Below are 17,955 nucleotides of genomic sequence, written 5' to 3' on the forward strand. Positions count from 1 at the left end.
TATATATCATGGCAAGAAATAACGATAAAAACCCTACACAAAAGAAATTTGAAAAAATTTCTATTGGTTTAGCATCACCAGAGTCTATTTTAGAGGCTTCTCATGGAGAGGTGTTAAAACCAGAAACAATAAACTACCGTACACATAAACCAGAAAGAGATGGTTTATTTTGTGAACGTATCTTTGGACCTATCAAGGATTACGAATGTGCTTGTGGAAAATACAAGAGAATTCGTTACAAAGGTATTGTATGTGATCGTTGTGGTGTAGAAGTAACAGAAAAGAAAGTACGTAGAGATAGAGTAGGTCACATTAACTTAGTGGTGCCTATTGCTCATATTTGGTACTTTAGATCATTACCTAATAAAATGGGGTACCTTTTAGGATTGCCTTCTAAAAAGTTAGATATGATTATTTACTACGAAAGATACGTAGTAATTCAACCAGGTAATGCAACTCAATTAGACGGAACTCCATTACAAAAAATGGATTTCTTAACAGAAGAGGAGTATTTAGATATTTTAGAAACAGTTCCTTTAGAAAATAGATATTTGGATGATAACGATCCAAATAAATTTATTGCTAAAATGGGAGCAGAGTGTTTAATTGAGTTATTAGATCGTATAGATTTAGAAACTTTATCTTATGAATTAAGACACAAAGCAAACACAGAAACGTCTAAACAACGTAAAACAGAGGCTTTAAAGCGTTTGAATGTTGTTGAAGCTTTCCGTGAATCTCAAAAGAACAGAGATAACAACCCGTCTTGGATGATCTTAAAGGCAATTCCGGTGATTCCACCAGAATTACGTCCTTTAGTTCCTTTAGATGGAGGTCGTTTTGCTACTTCTGATTTAAATGATTTATACCGTCGTGTAATCATCCGTAACAACCGTTTAAAGCGTTTGGTAGAAATTCAGGCTCCTGAAGTTATTTTACGTAACGAAAAACGTATGTTACAAGAATCTGTAGATTCATTATTTGATAACACACGTAAATCATCAGCAGTAAAAACAGAATCTAACAGACCTTTAAAATCTTTATCAGATTCATTAAAAGGTAAGCAAGGACGTTTCCGTCAAAACTTGTTAGGTAAACGTGTAGATTATTCTGCTCGTTCGGTAATTGTTGTAGGACCTACTTTAAGTTTATCTGAATGTGGTATTCCTAAAGACATGGCAGCTGAATTATACAAACCATTTATCATCCGTAAGTTGATTGAGCGTGGAGTTGTAAAAACAGTGAAATCTGCAAAGAAAATAATAGACAAAAAGGAGCCTGTAGTTTGGGATATTTTAGAAAATGTAATTAAAGGACACCCGGTATTATTAAACCGTGCCCCTACGTTACACCGTCTAGGAATCCAAGCTTTTCAGCCTAAATTAATCGAAGGAAAAGCAATTCAGTTACACCCATTAGTTTGTTCGGCATTTAACGCCGATTTTGATGGGGATCAAATGGCTGTTCACTTGCCATTAGGACCTGAAGCTATTTTAGAAGCTCAAATGTTATTGTTAGGTTCTCACTCTATTTTGAACCCTGCAAACGGTGCTCCTATTACAGTACCTTCTCAGGATATGGTATTAGGTCTATATTACATGACCAAATTACGTGTTACTGATGAAAAGTATACTGTAAAAGGTCAAGGGTTAACTTTTTATTCTCCAGAGGAAGTAACAATTGCTTTTAACGAAAAAGCGATTGACTTAAATGCTGGAATCAAAGTTAGAACTCAAGATATTGATGAAAACGGAAACCAAGTAACTAGAATTATAGAAACTACTGTTGGTAGAGTGTTATTTAACGAACACGTACCGGCAGAAGCAGGATATATTAACGAAGTATTAACTAAGAAATCTTTAAGAGGAATTATTGCTAAAGTTTTAAAAAGAACTGATATTCCTACAACAGGTGAATTCTTAGATAATATTAAGAATATGGGATTCAAATTTGCCTTTAGAGGTGGTTTGTCATTCTCATTAGGGGATATTATTATTCCAGCAGAAAAACAGCAAATGATTGCTGATGCCAATGTAGAAGTGGATGTAATTATCCAAAACTATAACATGGGTATGTTAACAAACAAAGAACGTTATAACCAGGTAATTGATATTTGGGGTTCTACAAACAATCAATTGACAGAATTGTCTATGAAACGTTTGAGAGAAGACCAACAAGGATTTAACTCGGTATTTATGATGCTTGATTCTGGAGCCCGTGGTTCTAAAGAGCAAATTCGTCAGTTAACAGGTATGCGTGGATTAATGGCAAAGCCTAAAAAATCTACTTCATCAGGAGGAGAAATTATTGAAAACCCAATTTTATCTAACTTTAAGGAAGGTTTATCAATTTTAGAATACTTTATCTCTACGCACGGTGCCCGTAAAGGTTTGGCCGATACAGCCTTAAAAACTGCCGATGCTGGTTACTTAACACGTCGTTTAGTTGATGTTGCACAAGATGTAATTGTTAACGAATTTGATTGTGGTACATTAAGAGGATTGGAAGTATCTGCATTAAAGAAAAATGATGAGATTGTAGAAGCATTACATGAGCGTATTGTAGGTCGTGTTGCTTTACATGATATAAAAGATCCTGTAAAACATGAAGTTTTAGTTCCTGCAGGAGCTGAAATTACGGAAGAGTTAGCAATTATAGTAGAAGCTTCTGGTTTAGATACAGTAGAAGTTCGTTCTCCATTAACATGTGAAACGAAGAGAGGTATCTGTTCTAAGTGTTACGGACAATCAATGTCTACACGTAACATGGTTCAAATTGGAGAGTCTGTAGGAGTTATTGCAGCACAATCTGTTGGAGAACCTGGTACACAGTTAACGTTACGTACTTTCCACGTTGGAGGGGTAGCGGGTAACATTTCTGAAGACAACAAATTAACTGCTAAATTTAGTGGTAAATTAGTTATTGATGATTTGGTAACTGTTCCTGGTAAAAATCCACAAGGAGAAGCTGTAGAAATTGTAATTTCTAGAACTGCTGAAGCTAAAATTATAGATGAAAAAATAGGAACTGTTTTAAGTAACACAGTAATTCCTTATGGTTCTTACATTTTTGTAAATGGACAAACATCAATTAATAAAGGAGATGCAATTTGTCAATGGGATCCATTTAACGGAGTTATTGTTTCTGAATTTGGAGGTAAAATTGCCTTTGAAGATTTAGAGCAAGGAATTAACTTCTCTGTAGAAATTGATGAACAAACAGGTTTCCAAGAAAAAGTAATTATTGAATCTAAAGACAAGAAGAAAATTCCTGCTTTATTAATTCAAGATGCTGATGGAAATACACAACGTTCTTACTCTTTACCTTTAGGTGCTCACTTAATGGTAAGTGATGGAGAAGAAATTGAAATGGGTAAAACGTTAGTTAAGATTCCACGTAAGTCTGGTAAAGCAGGGGATATTACAGGAGGTTTACCGCGTGTAACAGAATTATTTGAAGCACGTAACCCATCTAACCCGGCAGTAGTTGCTGAAACAGATGGTGTGGTTTCTTTTGGAAAAATTAAGCGTGGTAATCGTGAGATTATCGTAGAGTCTAAGTTTGGAGATATTAAGAAATACTTAATTAAGTTATCTAGCCAAATATTGGTGCAAGAGAATGATTACGTAAAAGCAGGAATGCCTTTATCTGATGGTTCTGTAACTCCTGAAGATATTTTAAGAATACAAGGACCTTCTAAAGTACAAGAGTATATTGTAAATGAAATACAAGAAGTTTACCGTTTACAAGGGGTAAGAATTAATGATAAACATTACGAAGTTATTGTAAGACAAATGATGCGTAAAGTTAGAATTATTGATTCTGGAGATACTTTATTCTTAGAAAATTCATTGGTTCATAAAAATGACTTTATAGAGAAAAATGATGAGATTTATGGTATGAAAGTAGTTGAAGAGGCTGGTGCTTCTGATACTTTTAAAGCAGGTCAAATTATTACAGCTCGTCAATTAAGAGATGAAAACTCTAGATTAAAGCGTGAAGATAGAGCAGAAGTAGAAGCAAGAGATGCTAGACCAGCAACGGCAGAGCAAATCTTACAAGGTATTACTAGAGCTTCTTTACAGACTAAATCATTTATCTCTGCAGCATCGTTCCAGGAAACAACAAAAGTGTTGAATGAAGCAGCTGTTAATGGTAAAATAGATTATTTAGAAGGATTAAAAGAAAACGTTATTGTTGGTAAAAAGATTCCTGCCGGTACCGGTATGAGATCTTATAACAACATTATTGTTGGTCCTAAAGAAGAAATAGAGCAAAGTATTGGTGCTACCGAAGAGTAGATACCTATCTTTTTAAAATAAAGAAACGGATTCCTTTTGGAATCCGTTTTTTTTTGTTGAAAAATTAATCCTATTTTAGAGCTTCAATAATTAATACAATATGGCAGAGACTAAAAATAAAGACGGAAATATAAACATAGAGCTTTCACCAGAAATAGCAGAAGGGACTTATTCTAACTTGGCAATTATTAATCACTCTAATTCAGAGTTTGTATTAGATTTTGTGAATATTATGCCTGGTATTCCCAAAGCAAAAGTAAAATCCAGAATTATTTTAACACCCCAACACGCAAAAAGGTTAGCACAAGCTTTGATTGAAAATATCAATAAATTTGAAGTGCAAGTGGGTGAAATTAAAGAATTTGAACAACAAGATTATCCTATAAATTTTGGTCCTATTGGAGAAGCATAAACAATTGTACGTTTTAGTACTAGTTCTCGTACTTAGCTTTAGAACACAAGCTCAATCTACTATAGAAAAAATTGGAGATTATGGCTTGTATTCTATGCCAATTATAGCATTAAGTAGTACTATTATAGAAAAAGATTTAAAAGGAACCTTTATGTTTGGTAAAGGATTTGTTTTAAATACGGTCCTAACATTAGGATTGAAAGAAGTTGTAAAAAAAGAAAGGCCTAATGATGAAGATTTAAACTCATTTCCTTCAGGTCATACCTCTGTTACTTTTCAGAGCGCTGCTTTTATGCAAAAAAGATATGGGTGGAAATATGGAATTCCGGCTTATACAATTGCTGCCTATACTGGTTTTAGTAGAGTGTATGCAGATAAACATTTTGTAGAAGATGTTGCTGTTGGAGCTGTTATAGGTATAATTTCTTCCTATATTTTTACTAAAAAGAGGTCGTTAAATACTACTAGTTTCTCTTTTGATAAACAAGGGAAAGACTTTTACCTTAGCTATAGTTATCAATTTTAACATAAAATGAAATCAATCTTCTTTTTTATTATGCTATTTGTCCAATGTTTAGATGTGTATGCACAGAACAATAGGACTACTTTAATAGGAGTTAATATTACAGATTATCAGAAAGGGACTAGAAATTTAAAAAAAATTAATACCTATAAAATAAAAAAGAAAATTAAAGAACTTTATAAGAAGGGAATTGTAGATATACGTTTGCCTTTTTCATTTTATAAAAATTTAGATTCAAAACATAGAATTTCTAAGAGTTTTAAGAAAAAAATAAAAAGTTTAGTAAAATATACTGAGAACAAGAAAATTAATCTAATACTCTGTAATTTTGATGAAAAATTTACAATGTCTACTTATAAGTCTAAAGAAAAAGATCTAATAGTTAATTGGATAGATTTAATAGATTATATTTTTAAATACGATACATATACACAATATGAGTTATTAAATGAGCCTAAATTATACCCTAACGAATGGTGGGAGTTTGCCAGTTATATGGTTTCTGAAATAAATACGAGATACCCTGATAAAAAAATTATTATAGGAGCTACAAATTATAATAGTATTTACGAACTGTCTAGATTAAAACCTTTACCGTTTCGCAATATTGTTTATAGTTTTCATTTTTATGAACCTTTTATTTTTACACACCAAGGGGCAAGTTGGATTAATAGTCAAAATGCAACAATTGGTATTCCTTATCCTTATTCAACAAATACAATGCCTTTGCTACATACAGATGCTTATGGTACAGATGGAGTAGTAAATTATAAGGATTATGATTTAACAGGGAACAAAAAAGCTTTATTACAAAAAATAGGAATTATATATTATTGGTCAAAGCAATACAATGTTCCTTTATTGTGTTCTGAATTTGGAGTAATAGAAAAAGCCAATAATCTAGATAAATGTAATTATTTAATAGATTTAAAAGATGTTTTAGAAACCTATAATATTAAAGGTTACGTTTGGGAACATGAGGGTAACTTTGGGATGATGACTAAAGAGTACAATTTTTATAAATGTTTAGGATTTACGAACTTTTAAAATTTGATAATATTTGCTTTCATAAATAATGTGGTTTAATAAAGCTGCATTTTCTTTAATATAATAAGCTAGTATATCTTTAGAATACAAAGGTGAATTTTCTTTAGAAATAATAATGTAGTCTGCATGTTTTGCTGGTTTTTTTAATGCTTTTGTAAAGTCATCAGAAAGGTTCTCTAAAAAGTGATGTGTGTTATTGTCAAAAGTAATAATTGGATAAAAAACAGAGTTGTCGCACAAAATAGTACTGTTTAAAGGAATGGAATTTAATATAAAGATAGCACCTCTTTTGTTTAATTCTAAAATCTCATTGGTTTCATTTTTGGTAACTGAGGTAAAAAAGTTTTTTTCTTGTATAGAAATAGAGCTTTTAAAATAATGAAACTCACCATATATCATTCCAATAAAGAACAAGCTATATATTGTAAGTTTTAAGTTTTTAGATTTTAATGTGTTTTGTTTGTAAAAAGTAAGAAAAGAAGCAATTGCTATAATATGAAAAACAACTAAAAAATTTAAATTTATCATTTCAATTTTTTGTTCCCTCATTAATAGAATTAAAATAACAGGAATAATGGCTAAAATAACAACTTTAATACTTTGTTTTATATCAATAACAAACTCTAAACAATAAAATGCCGAAATAAGTAAAATTATTTTAATAACTGCAAAACTATTTACTGCGTTTAGACTGTATTCTAAATTACCCAAAGTACTTGTTAAGTTATTAATATTGTTATTGTTCCAACCGGATGTGTTATTTATTAAAAAGAAAAAAAAATCATCTCCATATAAGTTGTTGATCATTAGGTAAATAAGAAATACGCTAATGGGCAAAAAGGAAATGATTAGGACCATTGAAATAAAGTTAGATATAAATAACTTTTGAGAGTTTTTGTCTTTAGAAATCCTAATTAAATCCAAAATAAAACCAGAATCTTTGTCGTGAAAATTTTTAACGGTAAATATAAATAGCAAGGGGATTAACATTAGAACAATCCACAATAACTTATAATCTAAAAATGGAATAAAGCTAATAGCAATACTACAAAGTGTTAAATAATAGATGGAATAATTTTTAACATAATTAAATAACATGTAAAATAAATAAAAATAGATAATTATATATACATAAAAAGAAGTTCCTGATGTGGCAGCATAAATAAAAATAGGACTTGTTAAAAGGTATATAAATACAATTATACTAAATAGAACATTAGTTTGTTTTGCTATGGTGCGTACAATAAATGTGTTTAAAAAAGAGGTAAAAAGTATTGAAGCATAAAAAGGTGCATCTAAGCTATTGATAAAACTAAAAGGATAGGCTAAAATATGAGTCAAGATTGGATAAGAAAAGAAAAACTTTTTTACCAAATCTATATCTGGATTTTTTAGCATTAAAAAGTTATGACTAACATAAAGAGGCTCAAAGTTTAAATAGCCGTCATTACGAATAATAGTTAAAAACAGTCCATAAATAACCGTGTAGCTAAAAAAAATGATTAGGTATTTTATACGATTCGTTTTCATTAGGATTCTTTAGTTGTTTTGGTTAATCCGTGATTGGTTTTCTCCCAATAAAAAGGTTTTGTGATTAATTGTATTAATCCTTTATAAGCAGATATTGAGTGCATAATCCAATAAATAGGATTGGTAATAGCATATAGGATTAAGGAGTATGATTTTCTTTTAAAAATCGCAATCATGTTCATGTAAATCATGATAATATTACCTATAGAGAAACTTATAATAGCAATAATAATAAGCCATTCTGGAAAGAAAAAGCCAATCCATTCACTTTTAAAAACATAATATAAAATGATAAACAGTAACAACACAGGGTAAGATAAAAAAGTAAAAACGGTTCCTCCAATAAAAAAATTAAAACCTAAAAAAGCTTTAAGTCCAACGGTTTTGTACAATTTAATAGGGTTGCGCATGTGTACTAAATATGTTTGCATATATCCTTTAATCCATCTAGAACGTTGTCTTATCCAATTATAAAAATCATTATTAGCTTCTTCGTTAGTAGTAGAATTTAATACAGTAATTTTATAGTTTTTGGCATAAGAACGCAAACCTAAATCAGCATCTTCAGTTACATTAAAACCATCCCAACCACCTAATTCCCTTAGTTTGTCTAATTTAAAATGATTACTAGTACCTCCTAACGGAATTGGAATTTTTAATTTATCTAAACCGGGCAACATATAATCAAACCAATAAGAATATTCTAGGGTAAACATTTTGGTTAAATAGTTTTCAGTTTTGTTAAAATAGTTTAAAGCGCATTGTATGGCAATGTATTCTTTAGGTATTTTATCAAACAAAACACAAACTTGTTTTAGTTGATCTTTATCTGGAATATCTTCAGCATCATAAATAGTTAAGTATTTTCCTTTAGAAAAGTAAAGTCCGTAGTTACAGGCTTTAGGTTTTGTTTTGGGCATCGCATAAGGAATAACAATAGGCTCAAAAATAGTAGGGAAAACTAAATCTTTTACTGCATTAGTGGTTACTTCATCATCAGATTCTATTAACAGTTTAACATCTAACTTATCTTTAGGGTAATCTAAGTTTTTTAGGTTTAAGGCCAGTTTATAGATAACTTCAGATTCTTTAAATACAGGAAGAAGAATAGTATAGATTGGAAGGTCATCATCATTTATTTTAGTAACTTCTTCGGGGGTTATTTTACTTTCTAACTCTACTTTAGAGCCTGCAATAGTTAAAATAAACTTAAATAGGATAGAGCTAAAAAGGAAAAGATTGATAAAAACATTTACACATACAATAGATGTTTTAGGATAAAAGAATAAAAATAGCAACGCGATAATCCCCATAATCCCTAAAAAGACTACTTGTTTATACGTAAAAGTTTCTATAGCAGAACTTTCTGGATCTTGATCGTATAGGTTAAAAACAGCTTTGTATAAAATATCATCTCCATACTTAACGTGTAGTGCTTTTAAAATATCTAAATCTTCGGCAATGTGAACTTTATAAATTTGCAAGCCTAATTTGTCTGCTATTGAATAAACATTGTTAGTGTCTGATGGGTCTGAAACAATAACCTCTACATCTCCATTATTGTTTTTAAGAGGAAAAGCAATGGCATTTAAAAAATAATATAAATCTTCTTTACAGGCATCAAAATAAGTGAAATTGTTTAATGTATTAAAATCAAATTGATAGAACTCTATGTTATTTTTTAATAGTTGTTTTTTGTAGTTACCTCTAGAAATAAAACCATAGTCTAAAGCTATTTTTAAAAAAGATTTATCAAGTTTTTTAGACAGTTCAATAACTTTTTTATGACTGGTAACATCTAATAGGTTAGAGTCTAAAAATAACTGTTTTCTATATATGTATTGGTCGTTAACCATTTGGTTTTATAATTTGATGATTCCAAAAACTTGAAATCCTTTTCCTACAGAAATATTTCTGTTAAACACATCATGAAATAATCCTCCGTATATACTAATACTGTTCGTAAAGTCATAACCTATATTAATACTTGTTTTAATCATATCAAAATTGCTAGCAAACTGTACATTGTTTACAGAGAATGACTTATTATCACTTCTTGATAATAACAGGTCTAACTCTCCCAAAACAATAATTTTTGGAAAAACTCTATAACCTTGACTAGCATACAATTTATATTGTATAGGTAATGATGGAAAAAAGTACCGAATTCCGGCTTCTATTTTATGAAAGTTTTTATTAACATCTAACCATGTAAAATTACCTGCATAATGAATTTTAACCTCGGTGCTATACAAATTATAACCAACAAAAGGTTGTGTTTTGTTTTGATAAGCCGGTATGTAAACGGAGGCAGAGGCCATTAAATAATGATTGTTAATTTTTTTTAAATGCATTCTAAGTCCAAGTTCAATGTCACCAAACTCTGTACTTTTTTGAGAAACACTATCATCGTCATATTTACTTATAAAATAAGGAATATTACCAAATAGGTTTAGTTTGTAGTCGTTAAGTGGTATAGAAAAGTAGATTTTAGGATTGTAATTTTTATACATTCCATTGTTTCCAAATTCTGATTTATCACCATTAGAGTTTCTAAACTGATTGGTGTTATAATTACCAAAGTAAGGAGATATTAAAATTTCTCCTTTTTGTTGCTGCCAAGGGTTTTGACTATAACAATAGGATGAAATTAAAAAAAAGACTATGTATAATCTAATCATCATCTCTAATACTTTTTTTAGATTCTTGTGATTTTTGATAAATATAAATAACAAGAAAGATTAAAAAGATAGTTAACATTAAAACTATGATTAAGCCATAGTTGTCCCAAAAATTATCAAAAATATCTTGAATGTAACTTTTATCTTCTGTGACAACATTATTTCTTAAATCAAAAAAATAGGAGTCTTTACCGTCCGCAATAATTATGTTTCCAGTGTTAATAGCTGTTTGCTCTCTAATATTTACAATTAAAGATTTTAAGGTTTTTTTGTTATTATTTTTAGGTGTGTTTATAAGCATAACAGGATTGTTATTGGCATAAAACAACTGATTAAAACCTAGGTTTTTATTATAGGTAATATTAAAGAAAGGGTCTATGGTTTCTGATCTATATTCTACTTTTGAATTATTAAATTTTACGTAAAGATTTTTATCATAAACAGTATTAAACTTTTCGTAGTTACTACTAATTATAATTTTAGAAGATTCATCATTATCAATAATGTCTTTTAGGTTTGCTTTTTTTACAGGGGGGTATATAAAGCCTTCTAAACCTGCCTCTCCTGGATTTATAATATCAATTAATTCAGCAAGTCCATCTACCAATCCAATATTATTTTCTACATCTGTGTAAATATGTATAGGTTTAGATTGAAAATTTTCGGGAAATTTGGTAAAAGATAATGAACTAGAGCTTTCATAACCAATAGGTTTAAAATAAGATTTACCTGTATCTACTTGTGCATAAAAAACAGACTTAGCACCACAAATACCATCTTTAGGAAGGTAATAGAATTCATAATTGAAAACGTTTTCTTGCAACATAGCAATGTCACTAAATTCAAAATTAATGTCTAACTCTCCTGAATTGTTTAGTTTGTAAGTGTTGATTAGTCTTTCATTAAAAAATAGGTTAAAATAAGCTTCGTCATCACCACTCAATGGTTTGTATTTACCTGTTATTTTTACCATCATTTTTTTTACATTAGATCCAAAGTAAGATCTAGGGAGATTTATTTTAGTTACTAAATTACCAACACCTTTAATTATTCTTGGATCCGCATCTAATTCATTAAAATAAACAGGCTCATATTCTTTTCTTGTAGGTGTAGATGATAAAGTGTTTTTTTGACTTACTAACAACTCATCAGTATAAGCTGTGTTTATTAAGTTTTTTTGTAGTAAAAATGTAGCTGCTTTGGTATAAGCTTCTTTAGTGGAACCTGTAATTATTAAGTTTTGTCTTATATAATTTCGAGTTGTTTTTTTATCTAGTAAAGAGTCTCTATATATTTTAACAAGTCCGTTATTTTTATCTTTAATTGTAATATTACTACCAATTTCTTTTTGTAATTGCTCCAGAGGCATTAACAACAAAGATCTATCTATTTGCTTAGACTGTGTTGAGTCTATTTTTTTCACGGTTAATTTAGTCCCATATATTCTTTCAAAATAAAACTTTATATATGAGGCTAACTGAACATCTTGTAAACTGGCATTTTTAGCAAGTACAATACTGTTTAAAACAGGAGCAATGTTACTTATTTTAGTATATATGGTAGCAGTTTTGTCTTCTATATTATACATGCTTAAATAACTGTCTTCGGTAGCTTTTATCCAATAACCGTTATCTGAGTAATTTTCACAAGATTCACCTTTAATAATCAAATCACTTTTAATATCTAATTTTAAAAAATCGGATTTGATATACTTTTTTAGTATGGGAATATCAAACGTAATTATTTCTTTGTCTTTTACAACGTATTTACTCAGTATAGGAATATCTCCTAAATATATGGTTATATAGCTGTTTTCAAAATCAATTACATGAGATCTTTTTAGTTCTAAATGAATAAAACTTTTTTCTGGGCTAAATTGCTTATTAACCTTAAAATAAAAAGATTTTGAAGCTCTTCTTCCTGTAATTACGGTTTCTACTTCATATCCATAATCCTTAAAACTTTTTTGAGTTTGCTGAGAAAAAATGGAAGATGTAAATAAAATGATAAAGCTTAAAAAAGTAAATAATTTTTTCATAGTTAAAGGGAATTGTTGTGTTTTTTAAATTGAATAATGAATTTAAGTCCCATTTGCTCAGAAGAACCATATTTAAAATCAGCATTCATTTCTTCAATCAATAGTTTTATAAATTTTAAGTCGTTTTTGGGATTGCCATACAAAACATCTGTTTCTATCTCTTTAGGTGTGGCTACACTACTATTGGTTTGTATTTGTAAAATAGTTTTTTTATTGGTTGATGTTAGTTCAAAAAATAAATTTTGATGGTTATTTATATGATTTATAATATATAATATAAGGCTATGTAAAGCAAAGTTTAATGCGTTTGTATTGGCATTTACAAGCATATGTTGACTGCTTGTTTGTATATGAGTGATTGTGTGTTTTTCTAGAAAAGAATTATTAAACTGTTGTATATGTTGGTTTAAATATTCTACCAAATTTAGGGGTTCTAACTCTAATCCATAATCAAAAACGATACTATTAATATTGTATTTGTCTAATAGAATTGTGCTTTTTAGATATAAATCGTTAACGTCTTGTGTAAGCGTTGAGTTTACATTTGGCACGTTTTCTTGTGAAATAGTTTTATTTTTTAGTTCTTTAATATTGTATTTAAAGGCATCAATAACTTGCTTGTACTTATCTATTAATATTTCATTTTTTTTATGAGATAATCGTATTTGGTTTTTGGCTTCAAGTAACTGAGATGTTACCTCCTCAATTCTACTTTCATATTCAATTTGTATTAAAAGAGATTCTTTAACCATCTCTTTTTTTACTTTAGGAAAGTAAGAGCTAATAAGTACTATAGTAAAAAACAAAAAGCCTCCATTGTTTAATATGTTATTAAAGTCTTGTATAATGGAAAAATAAGAGAAAAGAAAAAAAGTAATAGATAAAATTCCAAAATAGAATAAACTATTTATAGAATCCCATATAATGTAAGAGTTTATGCTAACTATTACAATAATTAAAAGATTAATGTAAATTATTCTGGCAGTTCCTTGTTCTTGCCCTAAAAGAAACAAACATAAAAAAGTAAAAATAAAAAGAATGATGTGTAATAATAACTCTTGACTTATATTTATTTTATCTTTTATTTTAGTTAGCGTATACAAAGAAGTTATAATGATTGCTTTGGCTAATAAAAAATTAATCCATAGTCTGTGAATAAATAAATAATCAACAAAAATAGAAAAAAATAAAACAATAAGTATTCCCCATAAAATAGTATCAACCCTTTGGTTTAACTCATCTTTTAAATATTCTTGAAGCTTAAGCTTTATGATTAAATTTTCCAAATGTAATGGTTATAGGGGTTAATTAACGATACTATCAAATATAACAATTGAATTTTTTAAAAAATAATTATTTGTTCAGTTTAATCGTAATTTAATACATACGTAATTATTTTTTTTTGGTTTTAATTTTTTTTTTAAAATATTATCAGTCTTGTTTTATAACCTATTTAATAATTTTATAGTAATGATATCAATACTTATAAAAGTACTTGTGGTTAATAAAAACAGCTAATATTTAGTAGATCATTGTAATTAAAACAAAAACCATCAAAGTGATTTTACTTTGATGGTTTTTTATGCTTAGAAAGTAAAAAATTACTTCTTTTTCTTTTTTTGTTGAACAGCTTGTTGTGCCTGTGCTTGTTTCATAGCATCATCTAAACGCTGTTTAAACTTGCTTTGTTTCTTAGGCTTTTTTCTGTTTTCGTGAATTTTAGCTAATATTTTTTCCTCGTCAATTACATAGTTCTTAATAACAAACATAATTGTTAAGGTTAGCAAGTTAGATATAAAGTAGTATAAACTTAATCCAGAAGCGTAATTGTTAAAGAAAAACAACATCATTAATGGAGAAAAGTACATCATCATTTTCATCATTTTTTGCATATCCGGCATTCCTTCTTGTGCAGGTTGTTGCATGCTCATTTGCTGACCTTGGTTCATTCTCATATAAAAGAAAATAGCAACAGAAGCTAATACAGGAAACAAACTAAAGTGATTTCCATAAAAACTAGATAGTAAAGGAATATTGGTAGACCATTCAAAAACACTGTCATAAGAAGCTAAATCATCAGCCCATAAAAAAGGTTGTTGTCTTAATTTTATTTCTGATGGAAAGAAACGAAACAAAGCAAAGAATACTGGCATTTGTAATAAAGCAGGAATACAACCAGCCATCATATTTACACCAGATTTACGTTGCAATGCCATAATTTCTGATTGACGTTTCATTTGGTTGTCTTTTCCAGGGAATTTTGCGTTGATGGCATCCATTTCTGGTTTTAAAACTTTCATTTTAGCACTAGAAACATAAGATTTATAAACTAAAGGAGACATTAATAAACGAACAACTAAAGTCATTAAAATAATCACCAATCCGTAGTTGCTAATAAATTCGCTAAGTAGGTTAAAAATTGGAATAAAAACGACTTTGTTAATCCATCCAAAAATTCCCCAACCTAAGTTCATTACATTTTCAATTCCTTTGTCATAAGAAGCTAATTGTTCGTGAATATTAGGACCAATATAAAAACTCATATTATATGCCAAAGCACCATTTGCTAATTTTAAAGGAGCAACAGTACTAAATTTTTTAGTAGCTATGGTATCTACCAAAACATCGTTTACTAAAGACTCAGAAGTTAATTCTGCTTTTTCAAAAGGAGTGTTTGTGGTTAAAATAGTAGAGAAAAAATGTTGTTTGTATCCAATCCAATCTACGTTTTCTTCAATTTCATCATCCTTAGAACCTACAGATAAATCATCAAATTTTCCATCTTCTTTTTCGTAATGTAGAGCCGTCATTTGGTTTTCGTACTTGATACTTTTTTCTTGACGTTTAGCAGTTAAATCCCACTCTAAATTGATTTTGTTATTGCTGTTAATAACGTTTTCCAATCCAACAGATCTTACAGAAAAATCTAACATATAGTCGTTAGGTTTTAACTCATATCTATATTCTAAATAGTTATTGTTTGCTGTTTTTAATTTAAAAGAAGCTACTTGGTTTTTTCCGTTTTTGTTAGTAGATGGAGAAAAAATTAAATCTTTAGTATTTATGATTTTATTTTCAAACGTACCAAAGTTAATGTTAAAACTAGCGTTAGCATCTTTTATTAAAAACAAAGGAGCTTGGTTATAAGTGGTATAATTTTTTAATTGTGCTTCTACAATTTGTCCACCTTTGTTTGCTATAACAAGTTTCAAAACCTCGTTTTCTAAGGTAGTTGTTCCGTTTTCTTTTGTACCGTTGGCAACAGCATAAGCAAATTCGCCATATTTTTTTACAGCTTGTGCATTTGCCAAAGAGTCTGTTACTACAGTAATTTCATTGTTGTTTTCTGGAACATTAACAACATTTTCTATTTGCGCTTCTTCTTTAACAGGAGCTTTGTCTTTTTGAGTCATAGTATACCATACTAATACGGCACCTATTAATGCAAAACCAATAATTTGGCTAATGTCTAATTTCTTTTTTTCTTCCATTTTGATAAAAAATAGAAGTCTGTCATTCTTAATTTAAATGACAGACTTGCTTTGTGATTGTATATTTTATTTTGATTGTAAATACTCTAAACTTGCGTTAACAAAATCCTTAAATAAAGGATGAGGATTTAATACGGTACTTTTGTATTCTGGATGATATTGTACAGCAACAAACCAAGGGTGCGATGGAATTTCTACTACTTCTACCAACCCTGTTTTAGGATTTAATCCAGTAGCTTTCATTCCGGCAGCTTCTATTTGTTCTTTAAACTCACTGTTAAATTCGTATCTATGACGGTGTCTTTCAGAAATTAATTCTTTACCATATGCATTGTATGCTTTAGAATCTGGGGTTAATTGACAATCCCAGGCACCCAAACGCATGGTTCCTCCCATATCTGTAATATTCTTTTGATCTTCCATTAGGTTAATCACTGGATATTTTACATCGGGTACCATTTCTGTAGAGTTTGCTTTTTTAAGACCTAATACATTTCTAGAAAATTCAATAACGGCCATTTGCATTCCCAAACAAATTCCCATAAAAGGAATATTGTTTTCACGAGCATAGCGTATGGTTTCAATTTTTCCTTCTGTTCCTCTGTTTCCAAAACCGGGAGCAACCATAATACCACCTAATCCGTGCATTTTTCTAGCAATGTTGTCTTTGGTAATATCTTCGGAATGAATCCATTCTACTTTTACTTTAATTCTTTGAGAAGAACCAGCATGAATAAAAGCTTCGGCAATAGACTTATATGCATCTTGTAATTCAACATATTTACCAATAACTCCAATTTTTACTTTGTGTAAAGGGTTCTTGTGTTTTTCAATAAATTTATTCCACTCAATTAACTTCGGTTCTTTGGTGTTGATTAAATCTAATTTTTTTAAAACAACTCTATCTAAACCTTCGTGTAACATTAAGTTAGGAACATCGTAAATAGTTTCTGCATCTAAAGAAGAAATTACATCTTCTTTTTGAACATTACAGAACAAAGCTAATTTACGTTTGATGTCTTCTGAAATAAAATGTTCTGATCTACACACTAAAATATCTGGGTTCAAGCCATTTTGCATCATCATTTTTACAGAATGTTGCGTAGGTTTTGTTTTTAATTCTCCGGCAGCAGCCAAGTAAGGAATCAAGGTTAGGTGTACTACTACAGAATTGTGTTCTCCTAACTCCCAAGTTAATTGACGAACAGATTCTACATAAGGCAAAGATTCTATATCGCCTACAGTTCCTCCTAATTCAGTAATAACAACATCGTATTCTCCAGTTTCTCCTAGAATTTGAATACGTTCTTTAATCTCATTGGTAATATGAGGAACTACTTGAACTGTCTTTCCTAAAAATTCACCTTTACGTTCTTTGTCTATTACAGATTGATATACTCTACCTGTAGTAACATTGTTAGCCTGCGAAGTTCTAACATCTAAAAAACGTTCGTAATGTCCTAAATCTAAATCGGTTTCTGCACCATCATCAGTTACAAAACATTCACCGTGTTCATAAGGGTTTAGGGTCCCTGGATCAATGTTAATATATGGATCGAATTTTTGAATTGTAACTCTGTATCCTCTTTCTTGTAAAAGCTTAGCTAAAGATGCAGCAATTATTCCTTTACCTAAAGACGAAGTAACACCACCGGTTACAAAAACATATTTCGTATTTGTCATTGTATTTTGTTTGTGCAAAAGTACAAACTTCTGTAGAAATATAGGTAAGTTTTGTTTGTACTTTTTTAGCCTTTATATAAGTATCTGATTCTCCTTTTTATAAATAATTAAATTGACTAAAAACCAACAAAATTAAAGTTGTTAAATTTTAGAAAAACATAAGTTGAAAAAAAATATTCAATTTTAAATAAAAAACATTTGCAGTTTTTAAATAATCGCATATATTTGCATTCGCTAAAGAAAACTCCA

The 17,955-nt window shown here is 29.4% G+C and carries 11 protein-coding genes; 4 read left to right on the forward strand and 7 right to left on the reverse strand.

Features of this window, described 5'->3' with window-relative positions; genetic code table 11:
- Window positions 1–8 precede the first annotated feature (8 nt).
- The 4 genes from rpoC to FHR24_RS05620 all read left to right on the forward strand — a co-directional run bounded on the left by rpoC (window position 9) and on the right by FHR24_RS05620 (window position 6,283).
- Window positions 9–4,301 (forward strand): DNA-directed RNA polymerase subunit beta', encoded by a 4,293-nt coding sequence (gene rpoC / locus FHR24_RS05605; RefSeq protein ID WP_167185106.1) that lies wholly within the window; start codon window positions 9–11, stop codon window positions 4,299–4,301.
- A 100-nt stretch (window positions 4,302–4,401) separates the two neighbouring features.
- Window positions 4,402–4,713, forward strand: a complete 312-nt coding sequence (locus FHR24_RS05610; protein WP_167185109.1) for a DUF3467 domain-containing protein — start codon at window positions 4,402–4,404, stop codon at window positions 4,711–4,713.
- Window positions 4,700–5,239 (forward strand): phosphatase PAP2 family protein, encoded by a 540-nt coding sequence (locus tag FHR24_RS05615; protein ID WP_243846504.1) that lies wholly within the window; start codon window positions 4,700–4,702, stop codon window positions 5,237–5,239. Before FHR24_RS05610 ends, FHR24_RS05615 begins: the two co-directional genes overlap by 14 nt.
- Before the next feature lie 6 nt (window positions 5,240–5,245).
- Complete coding sequence (locus tag FHR24_RS05620; RefSeq protein ID WP_167185112.1) at window positions 5,246–6,283, forward strand: glycoside hydrolase family 5 protein; 1,038 nt, start codon at window positions 5,246–5,248, stop codon at window positions 6,281–6,283.
- Here FHR24_RS05620 and FHR24_RS05625 read toward each other — a convergent pair.
- The 7 genes from FHR24_RS05625 to FHR24_RS05655 form a co-directional block, all read right to left on the reverse strand.
- Entirely contained in the window at window positions 6,263–7,813 is a 1,551-nt protein-coding gene (locus tag FHR24_RS05625) for a hypothetical protein (protein ID WP_167185115.1), read from the reverse strand. The two genes, FHR24_RS05620 and FHR24_RS05625, sit on opposite strands and share 21 nt — an antisense overlap.
- Entirely contained in the window at window positions 7,813–9,669 is a 1,857-nt protein-coding gene (locus tag FHR24_RS05630; protein WP_167185118.1) for a glycosyltransferase family 2 protein, read from the reverse strand. Before FHR24_RS05630 ends, FHR24_RS05625 begins: the two co-directional genes overlap by 1 nt.
- Before the next feature lie 6 nt (window positions 9,670–9,675).
- On the reverse strand, window positions 9,676–10,497 hold the full coding sequence (locus FHR24_RS05635; RefSeq protein WP_167185121.1) for a hypothetical protein: 822 nt from the start codon (window positions 10,495–10,497) through the stop codon (window positions 9,676–9,678).
- Complete coding sequence (locus tag FHR24_RS05640; RefSeq protein WP_167185125.1) at window positions 10,487–12,532, reverse strand: cellulose biosynthesis cyclic di-GMP-binding regulatory protein BcsB; 2,046 nt, start codon at window positions 12,530–12,532, stop codon at window positions 10,487–10,489. The genes FHR24_RS05635 and FHR24_RS05640 overlap by 11 nt, the downstream gene beginning before the upstream one ends.
- A gap of 2 nt (window positions 12,533–12,534) precedes the next feature.
- Window positions 12,535–13,818: a hypothetical protein gene (locus tag FHR24_RS05645; RefSeq protein ID WP_167185128.1), complete on the reverse strand. Its 1,284-nt coding sequence runs from the start codon at window positions 13,816–13,818 to the stop codon at window positions 12,535–12,537.
- Between the two features lie 315 nt (window positions 13,819–14,133).
- Window positions 14,134–16,023, reverse strand: a complete 1,890-nt coding sequence (yidC, locus tag FHR24_RS05650) for a membrane protein insertase YidC (RefSeq protein ID WP_167185130.1) — start codon at window positions 16,021–16,023, stop codon at window positions 14,134–14,136.
- Between the two features lie 66 nt (window positions 16,024–16,089).
- Window positions 16,090–17,706 carry a CTP synthase gene (locus tag FHR24_RS05655; protein ID WP_167185134.1) on the reverse strand — a complete coding sequence of 539 codons (1,617 nt, stop codon included), beginning with the start codon at window positions 17,704–17,706 and terminating at the stop codon, window positions 16,090–16,092.
- Window positions 17,707–17,955 lie beyond the last annotated feature (249 nt).

The organism is Wenyingzhuangia heitensis (assembly GCF_011762155.1).
Taxonomy (GTDB): Bacteria; Bacteroidota; Bacteroidia; order Flavobacteriales; family Flavobacteriaceae; genus Wenyingzhuangia; species Wenyingzhuangia heitensis.

What these genes read in the sequence shown, in the direction of transcription:
- rpoC (WP_167185106.1), top strand. Translation starts at nt 9, where the DNA reads ATGGCAAGAAATAACGATAAAAACCCTACACAAAAGAAATTTGAAAAA.
- FHR24_RS05610 (WP_167185109.1), top strand. Translation starts at nt 4,402, where the DNA reads ATGGCAGAGACTAAAAATAAAGACGGAAATATAAACATAGAGCTTTCA.
- FHR24_RS05620 (WP_167185112.1), top strand. Translation starts at nt 5,246, where the DNA reads ATGAAATCAATCTTCTTTTTTATTATGCTATTTGTCCAATGTTTAGAT.
- FHR24_RS05625 (WP_167185115.1), bottom strand. Translation starts at nt 7,813, where the DNA reads ATGAAAACGAATCGTATAAAATACCTAATCATTTTTTTTAGCTACACG.
- FHR24_RS05630 (WP_167185118.1), bottom strand. Translation starts at nt 9,669, where the DNA reads ATGGTTAACGACCAATACATATATAGAAAACAGTTATTTTTAGACTCT.
- FHR24_RS05635 (WP_167185121.1), bottom strand. Translation starts at nt 10,497, where the DNA reads ATGATGATTAGATTATACATAGTCTTTTTTTTAATTTCATCCTATTGT.
- FHR24_RS05640 (WP_167185125.1), bottom strand. Translation starts at nt 12,532, where the DNA reads ATGAAAAAATTATTTACTTTTTTAAGCTTTATCATTTTATTTACATCT.
- yidC (WP_167185130.1), bottom strand. Translation starts at nt 16,023, where the DNA reads ATGGAAGAAAAAAAGAAATTAGACATTAGCCAAATTATTGGTTTTGCA.
- FHR24_RS05655 (WP_167185134.1), bottom strand. Translation starts at nt 17,706, where the DNA reads ATGACAAATACGAAATATGTTTTTGTAACCGGTGGTGTTACTTCGTCT.